We start from the raw sequence: 24809 nt of genomic DNA on the forward strand, positions 1-24809 counted from the left end.
CTTCCTTAGCTTCAAAATTAACAGCAGATCGCTATTCGTGCTATCGAGCTTTAGTTCATCACGAGCCTATCAAGATAGCGCTTGGATACAAAACCTATCCTGGTTCTGGAGCTTTACACTTGGCTTGCGTCCGGTAGTGCTATCACCGCTCTGCGCCAGAAAGAGTTTCCGAGGACACCCGCCTGCGACATCAAGGTATTGGGATCTCGGGTTATTCAGCAGCATCTCTGTAATCGAACATCCCATAATGCTTCAGTGGATTGGGACAAACAGTTCGTCTGTGATGGTCAGTTTATCTTGCTGCAAGCGGTAGACTGAGTCGAGCATGAAAGCCGCACTGCCTTGCCAGCAGAATCCGCCACTTCCTGAAATGCGTAATTGCTTATTGCGGCCCAGAGCCAGAGTAGAGAAGCCGCAAAAATCGCCACTGCCAAGCTTGCCGTCGGCAAAGGCCAGTTTGTGGCGCTCGGTGGCGGTTATCAGTTCGACATAAGGCGGTATCTGATCGCCGGCATCAAACTCGGTTTCCGCTTGCCCCGGAAACAGCCGCAAACAGGCCTGGCCCAACTGCCAGCTTGAGGGAATCGCCAGCGCATCCGCAGCACCTGCGATTGGGCAAGTTGGTTGACTGAAACTGCCGAGCTTTTGCTCTCTGTTGCTCTTACAGTTGGCGGCGTTGTATTGCAGGGCCGCCAGCACGGATTCACCCCCGAGGCGATAAAAGTGGCTACCCCAATTGAGCTCTTCATACTCGGCCAGGGCTATGCATTCGTTGAGCTGTCCGCTGCGCGACAGACCCAGCAAGAGATCGCTTATCAGCCAGTAGTAGCGGCGAACATCTTCGATGGCTGGCTCGGTCGCGCCTTTGATTTTGGGGAACAACTCATAGCCACATTCTTGATGAAAGGCGGCGAGTGCCGCCGTTGCCTGTTGATACTCGCCTTTGGCATAACCTTGCTGGAAATCACTCCTGGCCTTGGCCAGAGCCTGAGTGCTGCACTCGGCAGCGCTCAGAGAGGAAAAAGCCATAGAGAGCAGCAACAGCAAGAGTAAACGCATGGGTTAATTCCTTCTTCCCAGAATGCTCAAAATGCGCAGGAATAGGTTGATGATATCCATATAAAGCGCAGCGGCGCTGTCGATGGCGTTGTCGACCGTTTTTTCCTTGGCGTTGGCCTGGCCCCAGTCATAGCCAATGTAGCCGCAGAAGATTAGCACCACTATCCAGTCGATAATGCCGTGATGGGTCTTGAAGATAAATAGCTCTACCAGTTCGACAATGATCACCAACAGCAAGGCTATCTTCAGGGCGCTGGCTATGCGGGCAAAGAAGGCGGGAAACAGGGTACCCAATATCATCATTGCCAGGGTGACAATAGTGGTTATTCGCAGCGCCTCCAATACCAGAGTCGAATCATAGCTGCTGACCACCAGGTTAACTATCAGGCCGAAGGGAATAACGACTAGGTTGTAACCGAGAAAGCTTATCGCGGGCTGGGCTGAGCGTTCAAATAGATAGATGCCCGCCATACAACAGCCGAAGTAGCCGATAAAGAACAGCCAGGTTGGAATGGTAAGAATGATTTCGGGATTGATATTCAACACCATCAGGTAGTTGATCACAAAACCCCAGATCAGGGTCAGACCAACGACCAGGTTATATTTACCGGCACTGATCTGGCCCTTGTCGGTACCATAGTTGCGTCGCAGGCTATTGTCCATAGCGAGAAGTTTCCTAGTTGTAGATTTCAGGCAAAATGAAAGCGCCACACGATATAGAAAAATACCAGGCTCAACAAGGCGCTATCGCCCAAAAGCTTGTGCGATATCTTCCTGCTTAGCAGAGACTATAGGCATAATCATGCTATAGAGATAAACCGTGGCTGACATTGTTGTGGGATGGGGTTTATTCGACGCGGGCCGAGGCTTTAACTGGCTTGTTCCGGGCATTATCAAAGGAAGAGGCTGCCCAGGCAGCCTCTTATTATTGCAGCCTCAACCGCAGACGGGGCAGTTGGCGATTTGCGGCAGCTTCATCTCGCGAAACTCCATGGTCATGGCATCGACCATCAGTAAACGACCGTAGAGCGGCTTACCGATCCCGCTGATGACCTTGATGGCTTCCACAGCTTGCAGGCAGCCCATCATACCGACGACCGGCGCCAAAATGCCCGACTCGACACAGCTGAGTTGCTGCTCGCCGAACAAGCTGCTGAAGCAGTGGTAACAAGGCATCTGCTGCTGATAACCGAAGACGGCGATCATCCCTTCCATCCGGATAGCGGCGGCGGACACCAAGGGTACTTTATGCCGAAAACAGCTGCGATTGAGCTGTTCGCGCACCGCAACATTATCGGTGCAGTCCAGCACCAGATGGTGCTCGGCAACCAGTTGATCCAATTCAGGATCATCCAATACCCCATTGATGGCTTCTATCTGCACATGGGGATTGAGTGCACTCAGGCTCTCTTTGGCCGATTCCACTTTGGGTTGGCCAATATTGCCATCTTGGTGCAATACCTGGCGCTGTAGGTTGGACAGTTCGACAGTGTCGAAGTCCACTAGGGTCAACTTACCGACCCCGGCAACCGTCAGATACTGACCTGCAGCGCAGCCTAGGCCACCGGCACCTATCATTAGCACCTTGGCCTGTTTGAGCTTCTCCTGGCCTTCAATGTCCATCGCCTTGATGGAGATCTGCCGACTGTAGCGCAACATCTCGGCATCTGTGAGTATCTCGTCGGTCATATCGGCCTCAGCACAGCACGCTGTTAAAGGGTTCTACTGTGACTCTGGTACCTGCAGGTGTGTCACCCTGCATCTGCTCCAGAATAATAAAACAGTTGGCCAGGCTCATGGAGGTTAGCATGCCGGAACCCTGAGAGCCGGTTACCGCCACTTCCAGTTCTCCATCCTGGTTGCGGCTTAAAATACCGCGCTGGTATTCCACTCGGCCGGGTTGTTTGCGGATAGGCGCAGTCAATTTGGCGTCCAGTAGTAACGGTTTATTTTGTGGCAGTCCCTGAAGTTTGTTCAACAGGGGCCAAACCAACTTGTAGAAGGTCACCATGGATGAAACCGGATTGCCTGGTAGGCCGCAGAATATCGCCTTGCCTATATGACCGAGGGCAAAGGGTTTGCCCGGCTTGATCGCCAGTTTCCAGAAGCTTATTTTGCCTTCCTCATCGAGGATCTGCTTGGTGAAGTCGGCATCACCAACTGAGACACCGCCTGAAGTGATCACCATATCGGCGCTGGCCGAGGCGTTGCGAAACGCTTGGCGGATAGCCTCAGGATCATCCGCAATAACCCCGAGATCCTGCCACTCGACACCGGCGCGGCTGAGCAGGCCCTGAATCGAGTAACGGTTGGAGTCGTAGATCTGACCGGGCGCCAACTCTGAACCCACAGGGCGCAATTCATCACCGGTGGAGAAGAAAGCGATTTTGGCCTTGCGGATCACTCTCAGACTGTTGATGCCTATGGTGGCCATCACTCCCATTTCGGCGGCGCCGATCAAGGTCCCCGCCTTGAGGACCTTGGTACCGGCTCGCAACTCTTCGCCGCGGCCACGGACATTATCTCCGGCCTGTTTGCAGGGCTCTATGGTGATCTGCTCGCCATTGGCCTCGGTTTTCTCCTGCATTTGCACTGTGTCGAACCCTACCGGCACTGAGGCGCCCGTCATGATGCGGACACAGCCGCCAGGCTGATACTCGCCTTCAAAGGGATGGCCAGCAAAAGAGCTGCCTAATAGTGTCAGGTTGCCCTTTTCGGGCAGATCGGTATAACGATAGGCGTAACCATCCATCGCCGAGTTATCGAATGGGGGCAAGTCTATGCTGCTGGCCAAGTCTTCTGCCAGCACTCGTCCCAGAGAATCCGACAGTTGCACGGTTTCGGTATCTTCCAACGGGGTGACTTGCTCGAGCAGCAGGGGCAGAGCGAGATCCGGGTGCATCAGCCCTGGATGGGCACAGACGTCTTGCGGCTTGGACATAGAGCAACCTTATTTGAGCTATTACTGAACCTGGTTGGCTATTATGCCATGCTGAAAGCGGATGACTATGATCTGCATGCCAGTTTTCGAGCCCTGGAGCCCGGCTTTTCCTTTTACTGTCAGCAGATTGCAACAAATGGCAAATGATAACTCAAGTTAAATGAAAAGTGTTTTCATTATAAATCATTGCCTTAGGTAAAGATTCTTGCATTTGTTGTGCCCCTTGATAACAATAGCGCCCATGAAACAGATACCCGAAATGAGAGGCAAGGATATGTTGGCACAAGCCATGATTGATAAGTTGAATGAGCAGATCAATATGGAGTTTTTCTCCTCTAACCTGTATCTGCAGATGAGCGCCTGGTGTGAAGACAAGGGCTTTGAAGGCGCGGCCAAGTTCCTGCGTGATCACGCCGATGAAGAGATGCAGCATATGCGTCGTCTGTTCACTTATGTGAGTGAAACCGGTGGTATGCCTCTGCTGGGCGCCATTGAAGCTCCCAAGGCTGACTTTGAATCCCTGCTGTCCCTGTTCGAGTACACCTATGAGCACGAACAGCTGATAACCAGCAAAATCAATGCCTTGGCACATACCGCCTTCACGACTCAAGACTATTCTACCTTCAACTTCTTGCAGTGGTATGTGGCCGAGCAGCACGAAGAAGAGAAGCTGTTCAAGTCGATAGTCGATAAGATCCGTCTGGTGGGCGAAGATGGCAAGGCGCTGTTCTTGATCGACAAAGATCTGATGCAATTGGCCAGCGAAGCCGGCGCAACCGTGATGAATGCACAAGTGTGATCCGTTGGCTTGTTCGCGTTAGTCAGGCATAAGGTGAAGGCCTATGCCTGACCTCAACGTTTTTAAGAGCCTGAATGTTAATTGGGCTCTTCGCCGATAGGCATCAGACGTTTACTAAAGATGTCTCCTTCGAGTAGCAATTGAGTCAAGGCATCGAAGGGCAGTGGTCGGGACATGAAATACCCCTGGCCATAATCGCAGCCCATGGATTTCAAGAGTAACCATTGGGCCTGTGTTTCAATACCTTCGGCCACCAGCTGGAGTTCCAAGCTCTTGCCCATCATGACTATTGCTCGCACCAGATTGGCATCGGCCTCATTATTCAAGGCGTTATCGACAAAACTCTTGTCGATCTTGATGACTGAAATGGGGAACTTGCGCAGATAGCTCAAGGAGGAGAAGCCGGTCCCGAAATCGTCCATGTAAATAGTGATCCCCTGGCTGCGGATGCTACTGAGGATTTCCAGGGAGTTGGGGTTGTCATCCAACAACATGGACTCAGTGATTTCTATGTGCAATTTTTCAGGCTCGATACCATGCCGCTTGATCGCTTCGGCAACCAGAATGTCGAAACTTTCACCTCGGGCATTGATGCACTGACGACTGGAAACATTGATAGCAACTTCAAGGCGGATCCCTTTTGCCTGCCAGCGATTGAGATCTGTCAGTGCCTGTTCCAGCACCCACTCGCCAATGGGTTCTATCAAGCCTGTGCTTTCCGCTATCGGGATAAAGCGTTCAGGACTAATCCAACCATAATCGGGATCATGCCAACGCAGTAAGGCTTCTACCGAAGTGATCTTACCTGTTTCCATTGAAACTATGGGTTGGTAATGCAATTTGAATTCCTGACGCTGTACTGCCTGACGTAAGCGCTGTTCCAACTGCAGACGCTCCAACATGCTGGCATTCATGGCCGGGGTAAAGTATTTGTAGTTATCGCGTCCATCATCTTTGGCGCTATACATGGCGGTTTCGGTATTACGAGCCAAAGCATCAATATCCTCACCATCCTCCGGGTACACTCCGATACCAAAACTGACCGAGATCAGTGTCTCTTTACCATCGAGATCGAAGGCGCCGTTAAACAGAGCCTTGACCCGGTCGGCAATGGCCGACAGATCGATATCATTCTTGCAGTGTGGCAGTATGACGGCGAACTCATCACCGCCGATGCGGGCGATAAATAGTTGTTTGTCTGGCAATGACTCTAAGCGTCGAGCCACTTGTTGCAACAATAAGTCACCATGTTTGTGCCCCAACGCATCATTGATGTATTTAAAGCGGTCCAGATCTATCAGTAGGGTCGCTACCTTGTGGCCATGCAGCCTGGCTTGCAATAGCTCGTGGTGCAGACGTTCGTTGAACATCTTACGGTTCGGCAGGCGGGTTAAAGCATCAAAGTGGGACTGATACCAAATATCTTGCTCATATTTTTTGCGGTGGCTGATATCAACAAATAAACCTATGTGTTTGAGTATGTTGTTGTTATCGTCGCGAACCAGTGTAATGGCCAGGAATTCCGGATAGATCTCGCCGTTTTTGCGTTTGTTCCAGATCTCACCTTCCCATTTGTTATGGGTTAATAGGGTATCCCACATACTGGTGAAGAAGGCCTTATCATGGCGATGGGAATTGAGCACCGATGGGTTGCGCCCTTGCACTTCTTCCAAGCGATAGCCGGTAATACGAGTGAACGCAGGGTTGATCAGTTCAATATGGTTATCGGCATCGGTAATCACTATCCCTTCACCTGAATAGTCAAAGACGGCGGCCGCTTGTTTGAGCTGTTGATGGGACTTTTGCCGTTCATTGAGCATTTGCGACAAGGCCTGAGCCATGTCGGCCAATTCATCTTTGCCTTCAACATGGATAGCTAAATTCAGATTAGGATCTTTAGCCATCAAGTGCATATTGTCGCGGATAGCATAAATCCGCTTGAGCAGGTTTTGGCTCAGGGCTTGGCCAATCCACATCAAGATCACTACAGTGATGATCGAGCAAACCAGATACAGGCCGATTAGTTTCAGTGAGTGGTCTAATTGCTGGCTGGACATGGCCAGAATATCATCGGTGATATTGTCGGCCATGGCGTCCATTTGCTGAATTCGTTTGCTTGCCAGACGCCACCAGACTTCCGCGGGTACCGGGGGGCTGGGTTCACTCAAGGTCCTCAGGGCTGTGTGGATAGCTTCATCAGAGAGTTGTACTTGTTGATCTATGGTGCTGACTTTTACACCGCTGGCCCGCAGTTCGGTAACCAGCAGCATTTTTTGCGCATACTCTTTTAATTTATTATCGAGCGTATCTATGGCCTGTTGCTGTGTACTGTTTAAAAACGGCATTTGTTGCAGTTTGGCCAAGATCTGCTTAAGGGGAGTGAGCTTGTCGTAAAAGTCTATCCGATAGTGTTCATCTCCACGATACAAGAAATTTTTGAATTCATGTTGTAAGCCATCGTAGCCAATTAAGGCACTGAAGTGTTCGACTTCGCGACTGATGAGATCCTGACGCCGTAATTGTTCACGGATCTTCGAGAGCTCTTGGCTTTCTTCATTGTCCAGCAGCTTTTCCAGGCTGAGTTTGTGGTTTTCCAGGGCTATGGATTGATAGAGCTCCAGGCTCTGGGCTTGTTCTGTCAGCAGGATTGCCAGTTGTTCATAGTTTTGAGTGCTAAATCGGCGTTGAGTCAAGAGTCGGTTGGCCAGCTCCCTTTCCCTCACAGCCAGCTCCTGCAGTCGCAGTAGGGCGGTCAAATCAGCATAGGCCATGGCTTGTTGCACATCGCCGGCCAAGGATTGCAGGTTGACTATACCCAGTAATAGTTCATCGTTGAATTCAGAGTAGAAGTTAAGCGAAATACTCTGCGCCTGGCTCAGCAGGCAGTTACGATTGAGTTCCAGCTGTTCGGTACGCTCATCGAGCATATCCAACTCTTTGAGCAGCTTTTGAATGGCATCAGGGTCGTGACTTAATTTTTCTGCCAACTGGCTGATATAAGGGGACTGATTGAGCTCACTAATCAGGGCCGATACTTTATGCTGTTGCTTGGTCAGCTCCTCGTTGAAACAGCTCCCGCGGCAGCTGATATAGGCAGAAGTGAGGCCTCTCTCCTGTTGTACTTCATAGAGTAAATTTGAAAGGCTTCTAGATATTTCAACCGCATAGCGGCTTTTCGTGGCTAGCTGGTAGTTCTGATACAGCTCAAGGATACGAATACAGCCCAACAGACAAAGTACCAGAATGGGTACCAAGGCGTACAAGAGCAATTTGTGCTTCAGGCTGAATTTGCTGAACACAGACAAGGTCTCCAGGGGGACTTATGAATAAAGAATGAGCTATGACCAATGCTTGGTTAATAAGCCGTGCGACCTCACATTGTTAGCACAGATAACGGAGGGCGGCGAACCCTTACTGAAGGATTTCTTAAGCTGGTCACGAAATTATTTGTATAGCGACCTTTGTTTGTAAATAAGTGTTTTATTTGATAAAAAACTGTTTCGCCATCTAGGGTCCACAGGGCAACTCCCCGTGGACCAATAGCGGGAACTTAGCCGGCGTTGGCCAGCAGAGATTCACGATAGCTGACAATATCCTCGATGGAGAGAACCGGCAGGTCGTGTTGGGCACCAAAGGCGATGATTTGTGGCAGCTTGGCCATGGTGCCATCCGGATTGGTCACTTCGCACAGCACTCCGGCGGGTTTTAGGCCTGCCAGTTGCATCAAGTCCACAGTGCCCTCTGTGTGACCGCGGCGGGTCATCACACCACCGGGCTGAGCCCGCAGCGGATAGACGTGCCCAGGGCGGGCCAGGTCTTCCGGTTTGGCGTTGTCGGCAATGGCGGTCTTGATAGTCGTCACCCGGTCGGCAGCGGAAACCCCGGTCGTGACTCCGACTTTGGCCTCAATGCTTACGGTAAAGGCAGTGCCGAATTGGCTAGAGTTGTTTTCCACCATGGGCGGCAACTGCAGGGCCTTGATTTTCTCGTCGGTAAGGCAGAGACAGACAATGCCGCTGCATTCGCGGATCAGCATCGCCATCTGGGCGTTGGTCAGGCTCTCGGCGGCGAAGATAAGGTCGCCTTCGTTTTCTCTGTCTTCATCGTCGACCACCAAAACACCGCGGCCTTGACGCAATGCTTTGAGGGCGGTTTCGACTCTTTCAATCGGGGTGCCAAAAGGCGCTAATAATGACTGATTCATGGTAAAAATCCTTAAATTACGGCTTGGGTTTTCCAGAATCAGGGCAAAGAAAGGAATAGTGGGCCTCTCTGCCGCTGGCAGAGACGTATCACTAAACGGATCGCCTCGCGGCAATCTGATTCTCTTTCATCCGGACTGAGCCATCTAAATGGCAACACCGTCGGCTCTGGAATAGTCACGCTAGGTCGTGATGACACCAGATCTGCTGACCCCGCCAAAGTCTGGCGGGCGCTCGCGGGCTTTCATGTCGCTGACACGATTTACCGCCGGTGGGGAATTTCACCCCGCCCTGAGAATTGACCTGTCACTTGTATGTGGCAGGCGGCACCAGCATGCGCCTGTTACATACAAATGACAAGCGGACAGGGTCACATTTTCTGCGGGTGAAGGGGAGCCTTAGAGATCCGGACTCGGGCGCCAGGGCTTGCCGTTGGCGCCGGTCGGCGTCACTATATGCAGACGGCCTGTAGTCGAGGGAGTAGGCCGTTGATATTAACGCTTCTCAGGCTAAGGAAGAGTGATGAGTCGAGCAGGATCCCTGATGTTGGTTTTAGGCACAGCCTTGTGGCTGTGCGGATGCAGTGGAATGAATTCAGAAAATAAGCTGGTGGCACCGGTTGCCGAAAAACGTCCCCACACCATGAGTCTTCACGGTGTAACCAGGACAGACGACTATTATTGGTTGCGTGACGATGAGCGCAAGGCCCCGGACGTTATCGACTATCTGGAGCGGGAAAACGCCTATACCGCCGCGCGTCTTAAGCCTTGGGAACCGCTGAAACAGAAACTGTTTAAAGAGCTGACCTCCAGGCTGGAGCAGGATGAAAGCAGCGTGCCATATCGCTGGCATAACCATTGGTATTATCGCCGTTTCGAGGCCGGGCTGGAGTATCCGGTGATCGCCAGAAGCCGTGAGCTCAATGGTGAAGAGCAGTTGCTGCTAGATGTTAACCGGCGCGCCGAGGGGCAGGAGTTTTACGCCCTGGGCGGAGTGTCTGTCAGCCCGGATGAGCAGATACTGGCCTTTGCCGAGGATACCCTCAGCCGCCGTATTTACAGCGTCTATTTTAAAGATCTTGCCTCCGGGGAACTGCTTGCCGACAAGCTGACGGGCGTCGATGGACGGGTGGTCTGGAGCAATGACAACCGTTATGTGTTCTATATCGCTAAAGACCCACAGACCCTGCTGGGATACCAGGTTTTCCGGCACAAGCTGGGAAGCCCCCAGAGTGAGGATCTGCTGGTTTATGAAGAGCAGGACGATACCTTCTATATCTCCCTCGGCAAGAGTCTGGATGAATCCCTGATTGTATTGCACCACGAGAGCACCACGACCAGTGAAGTTTCCCTGCTCGATGCCAACGCCCCGCTCGGCGAATTCCGGGCGTTTCTGCCACGGGAAGAGGGCCACGAATACAGCATCGCCAAGCGTGGTGATGAATTCTTCATCCTCAGCAACTGGCAGGCGACCAATTTCAGGCTGATGAAAACCACGGCTGCCGATGCCGGCGACAAGCGCAAGTGGCAGCAGGTACTGGCCCATGATCCCGAGGTGCGCCTCGAAGATCTGTTATTGCTGGACGATTATCTGATAGTACAGAGCCGCAGCCAGGGGCTGAGCCAGATCAAGGTCTATCCCCATACCGATCTCAGCCGGGGCTATGAATTGACCTTTGATGATCCGGCCTATGTGGTTGGTCTGGATATCAATCCCAGCCAGCACAGTCGCGAACTGAGGTTATATTACTCGAGCCCGACTACCCCCGAGAGTATTTACAGTTATCAACTGGATAAGCCGGGCGAGCGTAAACTGCTCAAACAGGAAAAGGTGTTGGGGGACTTCGAGCCCGGCAACTATCAGGCCGAGCGCTTGTTGATCCCGGCCCGTGATGGTGCCCAGGTGCCCGTGACTCTGGTGTATCGCAAGGATAAGTTCCGTAAAGACGGCAGCAACCCGCTGTATCAGTACGGTTATGGTGCCTACGGCCATATCATAGAGCCGGACTTCGACGCCTCTGTTCTAAGCCTGCTGGATCGCGGCGTGGTCTATGCCATTGCCCATGTCCGGGGCGGAGAGATGCTCGGCAGGCCTTGGTACGATGATGGCAGGCTGTTTAATAAACGAAACAGTTTCAATGACTTTGAAGACACTACCCGAGCACTTTTGGATCTGGGTTATGCCGCACCCGGCAAAGTGGTTGCCGCCGGAGGCAGTGCCGGTGGTTTATTGATGGGTGCCGTGGTCAATCAGGCTCCGGATCTTTACCTGGCGGTGGCCGCCCATGTGCCCTTTGTGGATATAGTCACCACAATGCTCGATGAGTCGATTCCGCTGACGACCAATGAATATGATGAGTGGGGCAACCCCAATGACAAGCCCTACTTTGACTATATGCTGAGCTACTCGCCTTATGACAACATTCGCCATCAGGCCTACCCGCATCTGTTGGTGACCACAGGGCTGCACGACTCTCAGGTGCAGTATTTTGAGCCGGCCAAGTGGGTGGCCAAACTCAGGGATTATAAGACGGACGACAATCTGCTGCTGTTACAGACGGATATGGAGGCCGGCCATGGCGGCAAGAGCGGACGTTTCCGGCAATTTGAAGATACCGCGCTGGAATATGCCTTCTTCCTCGGCCTGTTGGGACTGGAATGAGTGGTGATAACTGGCAGCTGTATATCCTGCGCTGCGCCGGGGGCGAACTGTACACAGGGATCACCAAGGATGTGACCCGGCGCCTGCAGGAGCATCAGAGTGGCGGCCCCAAAGCCGCCAAATATCTGCGTGGTCGCGGGCCTTTGCAACTCGTTTATCGTGAAGAGATTGGCAGCCACGGTGATGCCTTACGGCGGGAAATGGCGGTAAAAAAGCTGAGCAAGCGCGCCAAACTGAGTTTGATTGCGAAGTCCGCAGCTATGCCGGGGTGAGTGACCTTAAAAAAGAAAAAGGAGCAGGAGCGCCAATGGCCGGGCCATTACAGCGGGCGCTTCCTGCGGTCGGGAAGAGGGTCCCCAAGGAGGGGGTGATGGCTCATCGGCGATGGCCCATCAGCAAGATAGTGACAAAGAGCCGCGGCCGGCGAGTTTCACAACGCCAGTCGACGACTGTTTCTCTTATCAGCTAAAGCAGAAAATATGCCAAAATATAACACATTGTTTATATTTGTTATTTTTGCGGCCACCTTGCAGCAAGTGTCCGCACTAGTGTCCTCTTTCCTTAAAAAGTGACCGATTTGGCTATATCGGGTGTCCGCCGGACACTCGGCTCAATCAGGGACTGAGCCTCAGTTTGTAAGCGCCCGGAGATCGCCGGCGAATAAACCAATGTCAGGCAGAAAATCTGGAGATGAGATAGATGAAAGGGATAGATCATCAGAAAGAGTACCAAAGGCTGAATCAGCTGGCCTGGAATGAGCGTACCAAGTTACATCTGCAGTCAGAGTTTTATGACGTTAAGGGTTTTCTCAGTGGTCGCAGTTCGTTGCGGGAAATAGAGCTGGCGGAACTATCGGTAAAGGGCAAGTCCTTGCTGCATCTCCAGTGTCACTTTGGTCTAGATACCCTCTCCTGGGCCAGGGAAGGTGCCGCCAGTGTCGCAGGTCTGGATTTGTCTGACGAGGCCATTACCAGCGCCCGCCAACTGGCGGAGCAAGCCGCTATCGACGCCGAGTTTGTTTGTGGCGACCTCTATCAGGCGCCGGCTTTGCTGCAGCGCCAATTCGATCTCGTGTATGTCTCTTATGGCGCGCTGGTTTGGTTGCCGGATCTACATCGCTGGGCAGAAACTGTGAGTGCTTGCCTTAAGCCGGGCGGTGAACTCTACCTGGCCGAGTTCCATCCATTGCAGGCATTGTTTGACGGTTATGACTACTTCCACACAGGTAAGGCCGATGTAGAGTTGGAGGGCAGCTATACCGAGAATGCTCAGGAAGCACAGCATACCACGGTTTGTTGGTCACACGCCCTGAGTGATGTCATCAGCGCCTTGTTGGCCAATGGTTTGCAGTTGCGGGCTTTTCGCGAGTATGACTTCAGTCCCTATGACTGTTTCGAGGGCTTGCAGGAGGATACGCCGGGGCGTTTCAGGTTATATCATCAAGGCAAGGCCATTCCCTTGGTCTACAGTTTGAGAGCGGTCAAGGAAGACTAAAGAAACAGGGCCTAAAGGCCCTGTTTAAACTGTATTTTATCTCAGGCGTGAGAATCGTTTGGTTTGCTGAACTTACCAGGCCAGCTCAAGGATTTCACGGCTGCTGTCCAGACCAAGATCGCCGGTTTCAGATAAGGCGGTCATGCCGTGGGCTTCCAGTGCGGCAACGACATCGGCGATACGTTCTTGCGGCACATCATAGTCGCGCAGACGAGTCTTGAGGCCGACCTGTTCAAAGAAGGCCTGAGTGGCTGCAATGGCTTGCTCGATACGGCTGTCTTCATCACCCGAAGTGATATCCCAAACCCGCTCGGCATATTGCAGCAGTTTGGCGCGTTTCTGTTCCTTGCGCACCCGCCATACAGAGGGCAGGACTACGGCCAGCGTTTGCGCATGATCTATGCCGAACATGGCGGTCAGTTCGTGGCCTATCATATGAGTGGTCCAGTCTGCCGGTACGCCGCTGCCTATCATGCCGTTGAGCGCCGAGGTGGCACTCCACACCAGGTTGGCGCGGGCATCATAGTTTTCCGGCTCGGCCACGGTGACAGGGCCCACTTCAATCAGGGTCTTCAGTATGCCTTCGGCCATTCTATCCTGAACTCTGGCATCCACGGGGAAGGTGACGTATTGCTCGACCACGTGTACGAAAGAGTCGACTACGCCGTTGGCGACCTGGATCTTCGGCAAACTGAAAGTCAGGCTGGGATCCAGCACGGAGAATACCGGGAAGCTCTGTGGATGAGTCACGGGGAACTTGCCACCCTGATGGCTAATCACGGCAAAGGCATTCATTTCTGAGCCTGTGGCCGGCAGTGTCGCTACCGTACCGACGGGCAGTACCTCTGTCACAGGAACCGGGTTGAAACCGTGATGCAGCAAGCTGCTGCTGTCGCCATCGAATTTTGCCGCCAGGGCAATAAACTTGGTGCCGTCCATCACTGAACCGCCACCGACGGCCAACAGAAAGTCGATGGATTCGCGCCGCGCCAGCTCGGCAGCTCTGGCCAGGGTGTCATATTTGGGGTTGGCCTCAATGCCACCGAACTCAAACACAACGCGGTCGCCCAGCGCGGTTATGACCTTATCCAGGGTGCCGAAGCGTTTGACACTGCCACCGCCGTAAGTCACCAGCACTCTGGCATTCGTCGGTACCAGTTGATCCAGTTCTGCCAGTCTGTCTTTACCAAATACTATGTGGGTAGGATTGCGATAGTCGAAATTGAGCATGATATTTCTCTCTTCTACAGCCGAAAAACTATGCTGTCATCTTAGTCCCCTCAGCTTGGATTGAAATACACATTGCTGGAGCATTTATGCCTATTCCTGCCTAAATTGGTTAATAGGGGCTTGAATATGGCTATTTTGATGCTTTTTTCTGTAATAGTGCTAGCATCCAACCCATTGAAGGTTGGAGAGTGTTATGAGTGATATTGCAGCCTTAATGGCGGCCCTGGCGGTGGATGAAGGGGTCAACAGCACCAGCCTGCCAGGGGTGCATCTGTTTCGCAGTTCGGCCTATGGTAGCCGTGGCCCCATGTGTTATTCCCAAGGGATCATGATAGTCGGCCAGGGGCGTAAGCGTGTCTATCTCGAAGATAAGATCTATGACTATGACCCGCAGAACACCTTGGTGATGACAGTGCCTATGCCTGTGGAGTGTGAAACCTTTGCTTCCGAGGAAGAGCCGGTATTGGTACTCATGGTGGATATAGATCTGCAGCAACTGAACCAGTTGATCCGCATGATGGATCAACACCACAAGGTGCCCAAGGATCTCGATGATGCTCGTCAGAGCGGCTTCTTTGTTGCCGCCAACAGCGAAGACATGCTCTGCTGTGTCGAGCGTTTGCTGCTGGCTCTGCAGTCGCCGTTGGAAGCCGAGGTCTTGGGTCAGGCCATGGTGCAGGAGTTGCTGTTTCGGGTATTGGCTTCCGACAATGCGGCGCCTTTATATGCGCTGGCGCTCAGTCATACCCGTTTATCCCGGATAGAGAAGGCACTCAAATATCTGCATCAGAACTATCGTGAAAGTGTGGAGGTAGAGCAGCTGGCCGAGTTGGTCAACATGAGCCCCTCGGCATTTCATCGCTGTTTCAAGGAGGTCACGGCCTCATCGCCCATTCAGTACTTGAAGAAGATCCGCCTCAATAAGGCCAAAGAGCTGCTGCAAAGACAGCGCCTCAAGGTGAAGGAAGCGGCACTGGAAGTGGGCTATGAGAGCCCGGCCCAATTCAGCCGGGAGTTCAAGCGTTACTTCGACCAGAGTCCGGTAGAGGTTGCCCGTTTGTAGTTGTCAGGGGCGAGGGGTCCAGTGGGTCTTCCTTACTGTTACTTCTCCCGTATCTGGTTGATATTCCATGATCAGTGTCTCTTCATTTCGCTGAATAAAGTACACGGAACGATAGGTGCAGATATTGGGGTCCTGACTATAGGTGTAAGCAATATCGACATTGGCTTTGGGCAGATCGACATCTTCCACATAGGCAATGCTGAGGTCGGTATCTGTGAGGCCATGCCATAACTGTTCGCAGGCGTTGAAAATATGGGTATCTTTGCCTGTGGTGGCATAGGGCCAGCCATTGGCACTGGAATCGACGCTGCCGTCACCAAAGCTGGCGAGATTGTCGATGGCGCCCTGATATCCCTTGGCCAGATAGCCGCTGTGATAGAGTTTTACCGCAGATTCAAAGGCGGCATATTGGCCTTTAAGCACCTGTTCTGTGGCATCGTTGCGCAAGTTGATGAATTTAGGTGCTGCAACAACAGCTAGGATCCCGAGAATGATAATGACGACTATCAGTTCAATCAGGGTAAATCCCTGATATCGAGTTACTTTCATGTTGGTGCCTTTTGAGAATGAACTTGAAATCCATTCAGACTCCTTATGAGCTGAATGTGCGGCAGTCTAGCCAAGCAGAAATCTTCTGACAAGCGGAGAATATTCTGGATGGCTGCAGCTCCGGAATGGCGTTTTACCACAAATAAAGAGGCCAAACCTTGCGCAGACTAAAGTATTGTTTTCCTCGAAACCATAGTCAGGTTCACATTCTGGTGGGCCTGTCATTAAAAGAATTTTGTTGCTGACCCTATTGGGGAGATAACGGGCTAATATTGATACAGAAACTATCAGGGAGGAAAACAGATGAAATGGATTGGGATCTTGTGTGGCTTGTTGGTGTCACTGCCGGTAGCCGCCGAAGGGGAATACTTCTCTGAGGAGATAGTTCAGCAAGGGACCTTGGCCAACGAAACCCTGCTCAAGGATACTATGCCAGGCGTGGCCGCCGAAGTGGCTCGTCGCGGCTGTGAGGTGCCGGAACAGTTTTTCGCCTTTGTGCTGGCGATGCCCAAGGGCAAAGTCGGTGAGCGCTACTGGCATGAACGCTGGATAGTCGAGGGTTGTGAGCGTGAGTACCCGGTGGATATCGAATTTCGCGAAGATGGTGTCAACGCCGCCTACTGGACCATTAAGAGACCAGGCTGAACCACTGGGTTAGTGGTTCTGGCAATACTCTCAGAAAAGACAGACCCAGGCCTTGGCCGGGGTTTGTCTTCAAAGGTTTAACACAGCTCAGGCGGCCTCGGGGTTATTTTGCGGTAACTGAGCCCGAACCTCTTCGAGACGCTGCTCATACCAGGCGGTTTCGGCCTCGGTAAAGCTCTGCAGCAGCTCCTGTTGCTGAAGCCCCAGATCCCCCCCCGGTAAACTGATCCGGTTACGGTCTTCCAGTTCCAGCTGCAGCCATACGGCGGCGTCTACCCGTTGGTTCAGCTCTAGGTAGGTTTCATACAACTCTTCATAGGCCGTAGTTTCTCCGCCGAAGGCGGCCTTTTCCAGCCAGGGCAGTGCTTGTTGGAGATAGTTGCGTGCTTGTTCATCCGCATACAGTAAAGCCTGCCCCTTGAGCAGATCCAATCGGGCCTGCGCTAGGCCATCTATGGGGTGTAGTGCCAGATATTCTTGCCTGAGTGCTTCGGCCTGTTGTTTTTCCGATTGGCTCATACGTGCGGCCAGCGCCTCTCTCGACGCGATATATTCGGCTTCGTCACCCATGGAAGCAAACTCGAAGTGCATCAATGCCCGTGGTAGCTGACGAATGACCCCCAGCCCCAGTTCATATATTTGGCCGAGATGAAAATGGGCGTCAAGATCCCAAGCCTGTGCCAGGGGCTCTAATATTGCTTTGGCACGCAGATGATCCTGACTGTCGTGGGAGTACGCGATTAGGAAATCGGCCAATTCCATCGCGGCTTCATAATCATCATCGTCTTCGCTGGCGGCAGCTTTTTCCAACCATGTTCTGGCCTTGTGCAGATCTTGGGGTAACTCTTCACCATCCAGATAACGTTGTCCCAGCTTTAGTTGAAAATAACTACTGTCCTGGGCCAGCTCAATCAATAGCTGTTCGGCCTGGCGTTTGTCCACCGGGCCGCCTAGGCCTTGCAACATCATTTCTGTCAGCTGGATTGCGCACCCTGTTTGGCCGAGCTGGTATGCCTTGGTGAGCCAGAACCTTGCCCGCTGCAAATCGGCTTCGCCTTGCCTTGGCTCAAGTAGCATTTCCCCCAGATTCATACAGGCTTCGGGATCATCTTTGGCGGCGGCCAATTCGAGCCATTTCATCGCCTTGCAGCCGTTTTCATCGAGTGTCGGATTACGGGAATAGATTCGTCCCAGTTGGCTCTGGCTCTTGATATCACCGGCTTCGGCTCTGGGTAATAAGTTTTGTTCCAGTAGTTGGAGATTGTCACCCAAAGCAGGGTGCTTGTTTAACTCCAATTGGAAGTTAAACATATGGGCAAAATTATCATCCAGAGCGGAGGCCTTGATGGCCCAATATTTTGCCTTGTCGGCATCGTTGGCCACCATCTCCAGCTCGGGACGGGTATAGAACTTATAGAGCAGCATCGCAGCGATATGATTATCTTTATTGGCGGCTTGCTCCAGCTTCTCGATGCCTTCAGCGACTCTATTGTGGTTAATGAGTCTTATGCCCTCATTGACCATGGCACTCGGCTCGTTGCTCTGTAGTGCGAGTGCTCGCCGCTGGTCTTTCACGAATATAAAAAAGGCTATAAACATAATAAAAAAGGTCATAAACGCGATAGCGTACAGTACTAGTTCCATTGTTTTCCTTAACCTTTAAGCTAGTGACAGCGATTGAAGAAACACTTTTCCAATCCTGTGAGCCATTTTCCTGAGTACTGAGACCTTGGCTTATGGGGTGAATGTCCCCTAAACAGCGATCCCGGCAGGTACCATTATTTCTCCTTGGCTTTCAGGCTAACTTATCATTTGGTATTAGGCCATCGGTCAATTCGGTCATTTGCATCAACAAATTTTTGCATCACTTGATGCCAGAGATGATCTATGAGGAGTGAATCGGGATGAATGCTGCCAACCATCTTGGTGATTAGAGGTTGCACCGCTCTGTCGACAAAGAGCTCCGGATGGGCCGTCAGAAAAAACAGACGCCGGCCTTGGCTGGGGGCTTGATCTTCAGGGGTTAACATAAACTGGCGTTAGGCGGCCTCGGGGTTATTTTGCGGCAACTGTGCCCGAACCTCTTCGAGACGCTGTTCATACCAGGCGGTTTCGGCCTCGGTAAAGCTTTGCAGCAGTTCCTGTTGCTGCAGCACCAGATTACCCAACAAACCAAACTGGTTATGTTCTTCCAGTTCCAGCTGCAGCCATACGGCGGCGTCCACCCTTTGGTCCAGCTCGAGGTAGGTTTCGTACAGCTCTTCATAGGCCAGAGTTTCTCCGCCGAAGGCGGCTTTTTCCAGCCAGGGCAGCGCTTGTTGCAGTTCCTTGTATTCTCGCTCATCCGCATACAGCAGAGCCTGGCCCTTGAGGAGATCCAATCTGGCCTGGGCCAGGCTGTCTATGGGGTGTAGCGCCAGATATTCCTGCTTGAGTGCTTCGGCCTGCTGTTTTTCTGATTGGCTCAGGCGCGCCGCCAGTGACTCTTTGGCCGCGATATACTCAGCTTCCTCGCCCATGGCGGCAAACTCGAAATGCATCAGTGCCAGCGGCAACTGGCGGTTGACGCCCAGCCCTTGTTCATAGAGTTTACCGAGATGAAAATGGGCACTAAGATCCCAAGCCTGTGCCAGGGGTTCAAGTATTGCCTTGGCACGCAGATGATCCTGACTGTCGCGGGAGTGTTCGAGCAGGAAACCGGCCAACACTGGACCTGCCAGGCTATCATCTTCATCGGCCGCGGCCTTTTCCAACCATTCTCTGGCCTTGTGCAGATCTTGAGGTAATTGGTCACCGCGCAGGTAGCGCTGTCCCAGCATCAACTGAAAGTAACTGCTGTCCTGGGCCTGCTCTATCAACAGCTGCTCGGCCTGGCGTTTATCCACCGGGCCGCCTAGGCCTTGCAACATCATTTCCGCCAGATGACCGGCGCTAGCCGCTTCACCCAGCTGGTGTGCCTTGGTGAGCCAGAATCTTGCCTGCTGCAAATCGGCTTCACCTTGTCTGGGTTCCTGCAGCAATATCCCCAGATGAAAGCAGGCTTCGGGATCATCTTTGGCGGCGGCCAACTCGAGCCATTTCATCGCCTTGCTGCCGTCCTTATCGAGTATCGGGTTACGGGAATAGACCCGTCCCAGTTGGCTCTGGCTCTCCGTATCACCGGCTTCGGCTCTGGGGAGTAAGTTTTGCTCCAGCAGCTGAATATTGTCACCAAAAGCAGGGTGTTGGCGCAGCTCCAACATCAGGTCATGGAGCTTGGCAAATTCATTGTCCAATGACGAGGCCTTGGCGGCCCAATGCATCGCCTTGTCGGCATCGTTGGCCACCATCTCCAGCTCGGGACGGGTATAGAACTCATAGAGCATTTGGGCAGCGGCGGGATGATCTTTATTGGCGGCCTGTTCCAGCAGTGCTATGCCATCATCGACGCTATTTCTGCCAATCAGTCTCAGGCCTTCGTTGGCCATGGCATCCGGGTCGCCGCTTTTTACCGCCTGGGCTCGTTGCCACTTTTTAAGGGCGATAAAGAAGGCCACAAACGCGATAATGATCAGTATCAGTTTCATTGTTTTCCTTAACCTTGGGGAAGTTGGCGCGGACACAGTAAACGCTGATATGGACCTATGGCAATAGTTGTTCGTAGCCGATCGAGATGCATTCGAGCGCGATAGGCCCAAATGGGGGAGAAATGCCCATAGTGGTGACTTGTTACACGGAGTGCCAGTAATTATTTACCAACGGTTGTCATTCTCACAGGGGTGGCCATCATTGTCGCCATCCATCTTGGTGTTGGGGCAATAACGGTTGAAATATTCTGCCTCGGCTCTGGAGGTCATCTGACTGCAGTACTGGCGTCCATCGCAGTGAAAATTGGCATTAATATCCACGGGTTTAGAGGCATAGCGGGGCGCGGTTTGGGCGGCTTCGCGGATGCTATTGCTTATGGTGTCTTGGTGAATGTCGGTCAGCTGTTGCGGTTCATTGCCGCTGAGCTTTCCCCAACTCAGATAGCAGGCGTAACCAAAAATAAAATAGAAAACAAAACGCTTCATCTTTTTCCCTTTAGTGTGTCGGCATCCTTGGCCAATTGGAGCTGGTCTTGCCTCTTTGGGCAGACGGGTTGTTCTGGGTGACATTAAGTGCAGCTATTGCAGCTTGTTTTGGGGAGAAATTCAACTTAAATTTGATCTAGATCACCCTGCACCAGGGTACAATACCCATCACTCTTTCGTTAGCGCTTGCAGCCGATTAATTTCATCTTCTACCTGTTGCACGTATTGGTCCCGATAGCCTAACTTTTGAAATTCTTCCAGGCAGCGGCGGTAGAGTATGAGCTTGTGCTTGTGCTTGTTGGCCAACTGCGGCAGTAAACAAATATCCCTTTGGTTAATGACATCCATTCCTAAACTCCTATCGAGCGAAAGCTGGTGGCTTCCAGCCACTACAGATAAGTTACTTTTTAATACTTTACTTGGTCTTCCAGATTTATTTGGGCCAGATAGTCTTTTGCCTTGGCCAAGTGAACTCAAATCCAATGCCGGTGGGATTAAGTCGGCATTAAGCAAGAATTAATTTGCATGGTTTTGGCGGATCGCTTGGCTATAAATCAGCTATGGCTTAAGTATTTGGTGGTAAATCTCTTACTGCTAAAGTACGGGTGTTTCAAGAGCAGCTTTCCTTGTGGGGCATGCTTGGCTATGCTGCGCTATTGGCTGTATTGGGGGAATCATAATGGTCAAAGAGTTTACGCAACTGCAAGGTACGGCTTTGGTACTGGAGGGCGGCGGCCTGCGCGCCATTTATACCGCCGGGGTGCTGGATGCTTTCCTGGAGGCCGGGGTCATGTTTGCTTATCAGGTAGGGGTTTCCGCTGGCGCCATCTATCCGGCTTCGTACCTTTCCAGACAGAAAGGGCGTAACCTGTTAATTCAGCAGCGTTATCTTGCAGATAAACGCTACATGGGCATGATGCACCTGTTGAAGACGGGCAACTATGTCAACACTGATTTCACCTACAGACGTATGGCTCATGAGTTGTTGCCGTTCGATTTTGAGACTTTCCTGTCTTCGGGAGCCGAATTCAAAATAGGCGCCTTCAACTGCCTTTCCGGTGAAACCGACTTCTTTGGCATGAGTGATTTTGGTGGCCACGACCAGTTGTTGCAGATACTGATCGCCTCAAGCAGCCTGCCTTTTATCTCCAAACCCGTCGCCATCAATGGGGTGCCTTATCTTGATGGTGGCATTGCGGCTCCTATCCCACTGCAGCAAGCCAGAGCCGACGGCTATCAGAAACAACTGGTTATCCTGACTCAGGCCGCGGATTACAGTAAGTCAGCCTTTAAGTTTAAATGGTTGGCACAAAAGGCTTATCGGCGTTACCCCAAGGTTGCCGAGGCTTTGTTGAGGCGTCATCAGGTGTATAACCAGGCACAACAGCAATTACAACAGGCGGTGGCACTAGGGAGTGCCATGGTGATCCAACCCAAGATGGCGCTGGACTTGTCGAGGCTGGAGCGCGACATCAACAAGGTAGAGGCTGTGTATCATTTAGGACTGGCCGATGGCCGTGAGGCGTTGCCTACCGTGCTGGAGTTCAGTTGTTATGGTGACAAGCCAAGGGATGTTCACAGAGCGTAAATGACTCAGAAGTTCTGAGGGGCATTCCAAGTGAGTGTCAGCCCGAATGGCTGACACTCAGCTCGGGGAGGGAGATCATGGGCGCAGTGCCGGCATCCGGCCACGGGTTGGTCGCACACTGGACAACAACATATAGATACAAGTTGTGGTCAGACACAAGCCCAAATACATGAGCAGGCCCTGCTGTTGCTGGAAGCTGTTGGCTACCAGAGGCCCGATAACCGAACCCACAGAGTAGCTGAGCAGCATAAGTTCGGTTGCCGCTACTATCTTACTGCTATCGAGGCGATCACAAGCCAAAGTGATGGCTATCGGGTACAAAGCGAAGGCGGCAGCCCCCAGCAGCAATAGGTTAAGGCCCATCATCAAAGTGCTGTGACTCAGCAGCATGCCCGCCACCCCGGCGGCGCCCAATAAACAGAAAAACGCCATCAAGAGAGTCTTGCTGAATCTGGGAGACAACCAACTAACCAGGGGTTGCACCAACATGGCTCCGAGGATCACTATGGCCATCAGTTTGCCCGTCAGTTGATGGTCACCTGTCTGCTCGCTGAGAAAAACAGGCATCAGGCCATAGATGGGCCCCAATACCAAACCTGCAACCAAGCAGCCCATGATGGCAGGGCGGCTCACATGTCTGACTTCTTTGAAGCTGATCTTCTGATGCTGTATTTTTTGTGGTTGGCAACGTTTGGCCAGCAGCGGTGGCAATACGGCCAACACCAATACTATAGCCACCAAAATATGCGGCATGGCGCCATCGACACCCAATTGCCCCACACCCAGTTGTCCCAGGGCGTTACCGCCATAGAGTGAGCCTGTATAGAAGCCCAAACGTTTGGCTCTCTGCTTGGCGGTGTCGGCGATCAACAACCAGGATTCCACCACCACGAAGATGCCGGCCACGGCAATCCCGGCAATAAAGCGTGCCGCCAACCAAAATTGGCCATTAACCACCAAGGGCATGCCAGCCACTGTCGCCGCCAGCAGCAATAGAAACAGGATGAAGGCGCCCCTGTGTCCCAGGCGTGCCACTACCGGTGAAATACAAGTTGCCCCGAGCAGCAAGCCGAAATAAAAAATACTCGCCAGCCAAGCCGCCAGATCTGTCGCTAAGCCGAAACCGTCCAATGCCAGCGGCAGCAGACTCATATGATAGCCGGAAGCCAGAGCAAACAGGGTTAAACCCGCAACAGGTACCCAGGCACTGTTGTTGTGAGCGGTGGCGTGAGGTTGGGACAACTCAGACTCCAAATAGAAAAACGACCTTTTAAACGAGGAAATGTTTAAAAAGTCTGAATGGTGAAATTTTCCGCGAATATAGGAGTCTGCAGCGCTGGGGTAAAGTGAGTTTATTTTGTTGTCTTGGAAAGAAAATTTCACCGAAGTCTGGATGGTTAATAGTCTGTTTTAACTTTAAATAAATGTAAATAAAAACTCGTTTAAACAGTACTTTTTCATGAGTTAAAATGGTGTTTTTAGCCGTTTGGCAATGTCACCTCTTGGGGCCTTTGTTGTTGGCTGCGCTGCATTTAGTGTTGGCCCTGGGGTAAGATGGGGCATTCGTTTCTGCGGAATACTTCTATGGCCAAGATTTTGCTCGTTGCCAATCTTAACTGTGACCGAATCTTATTGCTGGATAAACCCTTGCGCACCGGAGGCCGATTCCATTATCAGGATGGTGGCCAACGTTTGGGGGGCGGTGGCGCCAATACCGGCATAGGACTGGAGTGGGCCGGTCATAATGTGGCTCTGGTCAGTCAGGTTGGGCGCGACGAGATGGGCGATTGGCTGCTGGCCGAAGCCAGTACCCAAGGGCTGGATTGTCGCAGGGTGCAGCGGCGAGCAGGCAATACCTGTGAAATGCTGTTGGTGATGACCCCGGATGGCGAGCGCACCATTATCCGGCCGCAGCGACCGATATTTGAACTGCCGGCGCCGCCCAAGTGGTCGCAGTGGGATGCGCTATATATCAACTCCTCTGCCGAAGGGGCGGTCAGTTGGGCGCGAACCGCGCTGGAACACACTCTGGTGGTGGCACAATTGGCCAAAGATGACAGGCCAAGACCCTGTCATGTATTGCTGTCTTCGGTAACCGATATGCAAGGGCGCAGTGAGCTCAGTCCTTGGCAGTTTGGGCGTCAGATAGCCGGTGATGCACTTAAATACTTTATTGTGACTCAAGGCGAGCAGGGCGCAGTGTTATACCAGGAGAGTGGTGAGACGCTGATAGCGGCGGTTCCTGAGAAAGTGGTGGATACCACGGGTGCCGGTGATGCCTTTGCCGCCGGGCTTATCCATGGCTTGGTATCGGGAATGGCAGTGGAACAGGCCATGACGGAAGCCGCTCAATGGGCGGCTTTCGCGGTTGCCTCGGAAACCTCGATCCCGGGAGATGCCTTGCGTCAATACCTGCAAGCACAGCAGGATTGAGCGTGTCATAAAAATCCCGCCTTAATGTCATGCCTCTGTCATCAGCTGGGCTTAATCTTGCTGACGATCTTTGGATAGAGCCCAAGGGCTCTG

General features: G+C 52.4%; 21 protein-coding genes and 1 riboswitch. Of the genes, 8 read left to right on the top strand and 13 right to left on the bottom strand.

What is annotated here, in order from left to right:
* Positions 1 to 252 precede the first annotated feature (252 nt).
* The 4 genes from CBE72_RS09435 to moeA all read right to left on the bottom strand — a co-directional run bounded on the left by CBE72_RS09435 (position 253) and on the right by moeA (position 4000).
* On the bottom strand, positions 253 to 1059 hold the full coding sequence (locus tag CBE72_RS09435) for a hypothetical protein (protein ID WP_100143313.1): 807 nt from the start codon (positions 1057 to 1059) through the stop codon (positions 253 to 255).
* 3 nt (positions 1060 to 1062) lie between these two features.
* Complete coding sequence (locus tag CBE72_RS09440) at positions 1063 to 1722, bottom strand: Bax inhibitor-1 family protein (RefSeq protein WP_100143314.1); 660 nt, start codon at positions 1720 to 1722, stop codon at positions 1063 to 1065.
* Between the two features lie 273 nt (positions 1723 to 1995).
* Positions 1996 to 2748, bottom strand: coding sequence for a molybdopterin-synthase adenylyltransferase MoeB (gene moeB, locus CBE72_RS09445; RefSeq protein WP_100143315.1), 753 nt, complete (start codon positions 2746 to 2748; stop codon positions 1996 to 1998).
* Between the two features lie 7 nt (positions 2749 to 2755).
* A complete protein-coding gene (gene moeA / locus CBE72_RS09450; RefSeq protein WP_100143316.1) occupies positions 2756 to 4000 on the bottom strand; it encodes a molybdopterin molybdotransferase MoeA in 1245 nt (414 codons plus the stop codon).
* 274 nt (positions 4001 to 4274) lie between these two features.
* On the opposite strand from moeA, the gene ftnA reads away from it, so the two are divergent.
* The gene (ftnA, locus tag CBE72_RS09455; protein WP_100143464.1) at positions 4275 to 4799 is read left to right on the top strand and encodes a non-heme ferritin; all 525 of its coding nucleotides are present in this window, start codon (positions 4275 to 4277) and stop codon (positions 4797 to 4799) included.
* A gap of 77 nt (positions 4800 to 4876) precedes the next feature.
* Here ftnA and CBE72_RS09460 read toward each other — a convergent pair whose 3' ends face one another.
* Together CBE72_RS09460 and ribB are read right to left on the bottom strand one after the other, a co-directional pair.
* Positions 4877 to 8098, bottom strand: coding sequence for an EAL domain-containing protein (locus CBE72_RS09460; protein ID WP_157929055.1), 3222 nt, complete (start codon positions 8096 to 8098; stop codon positions 4877 to 4879).
* Positions 8099 to 8349: 251 nt separating this feature from the next.
* Complete coding sequence (ribB, locus tag CBE72_RS09465; RefSeq protein ID WP_100143318.1) at positions 8350 to 9003, bottom strand: 3,4-dihydroxy-2-butanone-4-phosphate synthase; 654 nt, start codon at positions 9001 to 9003, stop codon at positions 8350 to 8352.
* 114 nt (positions 9004 to 9117) lie between these two features.
* Positions 9118 to 9304, bottom strand: a riboswitch (FMN riboswitch).
* A gap of 219 nt (positions 9305 to 9523) precedes the next feature.
* On the opposite strand from ribB, the gene CBE72_RS09470 reads away from it, so the two are divergent.
* The 3 genes from CBE72_RS09470 to CBE72_RS09480 all read left to right on the top strand — a co-directional run bounded on the left by CBE72_RS09470 (position 9524) and on the right by CBE72_RS09480 (position 13156).
* On the top strand, positions 9524 to 11662 hold the full coding sequence (locus tag CBE72_RS09470) for a S9 family peptidase (RefSeq protein ID WP_373289260.1): 2139 nt from the start codon (positions 9524 to 9526) through the stop codon (positions 11660 to 11662).
* Complete coding sequence (locus CBE72_RS09475) at positions 11659 to 11934, top strand: GIY-YIG nuclease family protein (protein ID WP_025889227.1); 276 nt, start codon at positions 11659 to 11661, stop codon at positions 11932 to 11934. The genes CBE72_RS09470 and CBE72_RS09475 overlap by 4 nt, the downstream gene beginning before the upstream one ends.
* 427 nt (positions 11935 to 12361) lie before the next feature.
* Complete coding sequence (locus tag CBE72_RS09480; RefSeq protein WP_100143320.1) at positions 12362 to 13156, top strand: class I SAM-dependent methyltransferase; 795 nt, start codon at positions 12362 to 12364, stop codon at positions 13154 to 13156.
* Between the two features lie 72 nt (positions 13157 to 13228).
* Here CBE72_RS09480 and CBE72_RS09485 read toward each other — a convergent pair whose 3' ends face one another.
* A complete protein-coding gene (locus tag CBE72_RS09485) occupies positions 13229 to 14386 on the bottom strand; it encodes an iron-containing alcohol dehydrogenase (protein ID WP_100143321.1) in 1158 nt (385 codons plus the stop codon).
* A 193-nt stretch (positions 14387 to 14579) separates the two neighbouring features.
* Between CBE72_RS09485 and CBE72_RS09490 the strand changes: the two genes are divergently transcribed.
* Positions 14580 to 15449, top strand: coding sequence for an AraC family transcriptional regulator (locus tag CBE72_RS09490; RefSeq protein WP_100143322.1), 870 nt, complete (start codon positions 14580 to 14582; stop codon positions 15447 to 15449).
* Between the two features lie 3 nt (positions 15450 to 15452).
* Here the strand turns inward: CBE72_RS09490 and CBE72_RS20560 are convergent, their stop codons facing one another.
* A complete protein-coding gene (locus CBE72_RS20560; protein WP_100143323.1) occupies positions 15453 to 15998 on the bottom strand; it encodes a prepilin-type N-terminal cleavage/methylation domain-containing protein in 546 nt (181 codons plus the stop codon).
* 303 nt (positions 15999 to 16301) lie between these two features.
* Between CBE72_RS20560 and CBE72_RS09500 the strand changes: the two genes are divergently transcribed.
* Positions 16302 to 16643 (top strand): hypothetical protein, encoded by a 342-nt coding sequence (locus CBE72_RS09500; RefSeq protein ID WP_100143324.1) that lies wholly within the window; start codon positions 16302 to 16304, stop codon positions 16641 to 16643.
* An 87-nt stretch (positions 16644 to 16730) separates the two neighbouring features.
* Here CBE72_RS09500 and CBE72_RS09505 read toward each other — a convergent pair whose 3' ends face one another.
* From CBE72_RS09505 to CBE72_RS20225, 4 genes are all read right to left on the bottom strand, one after another.
* Positions 16731 to 18287: a tetratricopeptide repeat protein gene (locus CBE72_RS09505; protein WP_100143325.1), complete on the bottom strand. Its 1557-nt coding sequence runs from the start codon at positions 18285 to 18287 to the stop codon at positions 16731 to 16733.
* A 395-nt stretch (positions 18288 to 18682) separates the two neighbouring features.
* Positions 18683 to 20209 (bottom strand): tetratricopeptide repeat protein, encoded by a 1527-nt coding sequence (locus CBE72_RS09515; protein ID WP_100143327.1) that lies wholly within the window; start codon positions 20207 to 20209, stop codon positions 18683 to 18685.
* A gap of 165 nt (positions 20210 to 20374) precedes the next feature.
* Positions 20375 to 20695, bottom strand: coding sequence for an excalibur calcium-binding domain-containing protein (locus CBE72_RS20620; RefSeq protein ID WP_167387660.1), 321 nt, complete (start codon positions 20693 to 20695; stop codon positions 20375 to 20377).
* Positions 20696 to 20863: 168 nt separating this feature from the next.
* Positions 20864 to 21043 (bottom strand): hypothetical protein, encoded by a 180-nt coding sequence (locus CBE72_RS20225; protein WP_100143328.1) that lies wholly within the window; start codon positions 21041 to 21043, stop codon positions 20864 to 20866.
* 352 nt (positions 21044 to 21395) lie between these two features.
* On the opposite strand from CBE72_RS20225, the gene CBE72_RS09530 reads away from it, so the two are divergent.
* Entirely contained in the window at positions 21396 to 22283 is an 888-nt protein-coding gene (locus CBE72_RS09530; protein ID WP_100143466.1) for a patatin-like phospholipase family protein, read from the top strand.
* A 75-nt stretch (positions 22284 to 22358) separates the two neighbouring features.
* On the opposite strand, the gene CBE72_RS09535 is transcribed toward CBE72_RS09530, so the two are convergent.
* On the bottom strand, positions 22359 to 23525 hold the full coding sequence (locus CBE72_RS09535) for an MFS transporter (protein WP_100143329.1): 1167 nt from the start codon (positions 23523 to 23525) through the stop codon (positions 22359 to 22361).
* 342 nt (positions 23526 to 23867) lie between these two features.
* Here CBE72_RS09535 and CBE72_RS09540 point away from each other — a divergent pair, with 342 nt between their 5' ends.
* Complete coding sequence (locus tag CBE72_RS09540) at positions 23868 to 24716, top strand: PfkB family carbohydrate kinase (protein WP_100143330.1); 849 nt, start codon at positions 23868 to 23870, stop codon at positions 24714 to 24716.
* Positions 24717 to 24809: the final 93 nt, after the last annotated feature.

Source organism: Shewanella carassii, assembly GCF_002777975.1.
GTDB lineage: Bacteria > Pseudomonadota > Gammaproteobacteria > Enterobacterales > Shewanellaceae > Shewanella > Shewanella carassii.

What these genes read in the sequence shown, in the direction of transcription:
- CBE72_RS09435 (WP_100143313.1), bottom strand. Translation starts at nt 1,059, where the DNA reads ATGCGTTTACTCTTGCTGTTGCTGCTCTCTATGGCTTTTTCCTCTCTG.
- CBE72_RS09440 (WP_100143314.1), bottom strand. Translation starts at nt 1,722, where the DNA reads ATGGACAATAGCCTGCGACGCAACTATGGTACCGACAAGGGCCAGATC.
- moeB (WP_100143315.1), bottom strand. Translation starts at nt 2,748, where the DNA reads ATGACCGACGAGATACTCACAGATGCCGAGATGTTGCGCTACAGTCGG.
- moeA (WP_100143316.1), bottom strand. Translation starts at nt 4,000, where the DNA reads ATGTCCAAGCCGCAAGACGTCTGTGCCCATCCAGGGCTGATGCACCCG.
- ftnA (WP_100143464.1), top strand. Translation starts at nt 4,275, where the DNA reads ATGTTGGCACAAGCCATGATTGATAAGTTGAATGAGCAGATCAATATG.
- ribB (WP_100143318.1), bottom strand. Translation starts at nt 9,003, where the DNA reads ATGAATCAGTCATTATTAGCGCCTTTTGGCACCCCGATTGAAAGAGTC.
- CBE72_RS09470 (WP_373289260.1), top strand. Translation starts at nt 9,524, where the DNA reads ATGAGTCGAGCAGGATCCCTGATGTTGGTTTTAGGCACAGCCTTGTGG.
- CBE72_RS09475 (WP_025889227.1), top strand. Translation starts at nt 11,659, where the DNA reads ATGAGTGGTGATAACTGGCAGCTGTATATCCTGCGCTGCGCCGGGGGC.
- CBE72_RS09480 (WP_100143320.1), top strand. Translation starts at nt 12,362, where the DNA reads ATGAAAGGGATAGATCATCAGAAAGAGTACCAAAGGCTGAATCAGCTG.
- CBE72_RS09485 (WP_100143321.1), bottom strand. Translation starts at nt 14,386, where the DNA reads ATGCTCAATTTCGACTATCGCAATCCTACCCACATAGTATTTGGTAAA.
- CBE72_RS09490 (WP_100143322.1), top strand. Translation starts at nt 14,580, where the DNA reads ATGAGTGATATTGCAGCCTTAATGGCGGCCCTGGCGGTGGATGAAGGG.
- CBE72_RS20560 (WP_100143323.1), bottom strand. Translation starts at nt 15,998, where the DNA reads ATGAAAGTAACTCGATATCAGGGATTTACCCTGATTGAACTGATAGTC.
- CBE72_RS09500 (WP_100143324.1), top strand. Translation starts at nt 16,302, where the DNA reads ATGAAATGGATTGGGATCTTGTGTGGCTTGTTGGTGTCACTGCCGGTA.
- CBE72_RS09505 (WP_100143325.1), bottom strand. Translation starts at nt 18,287, where the DNA reads ATGGAACTAGTACTGTACGCTATCGCGTTTATGACCTTTTTTATTATG.
- CBE72_RS09515 (WP_100143327.1), bottom strand. Translation starts at nt 20,209, where the DNA reads ATGAAACTGATACTGATCATTATCGCGTTTGTGGCCTTCTTTATCGCC.
- CBE72_RS20620 (WP_167387660.1), bottom strand. Translation starts at nt 20,695, where the DNA reads ATGAAGCGTTTTGTTTTCTATTTTATTTTTGGTTACGCCTGCTATCTG.
- CBE72_RS20225 (WP_100143328.1), bottom strand. Translation starts at nt 21,043, where the DNA reads ATGGATGTCATTAACCAAAGGGATATTTGTTTACTGCCGCAGTTGGCC.
- CBE72_RS09540 (WP_100143330.1), top strand. Translation starts at nt 23,868, where the DNA reads ATGGCCAAGATTTTGCTCGTTGCCAATCTTAACTGTGACCGAATCTTA.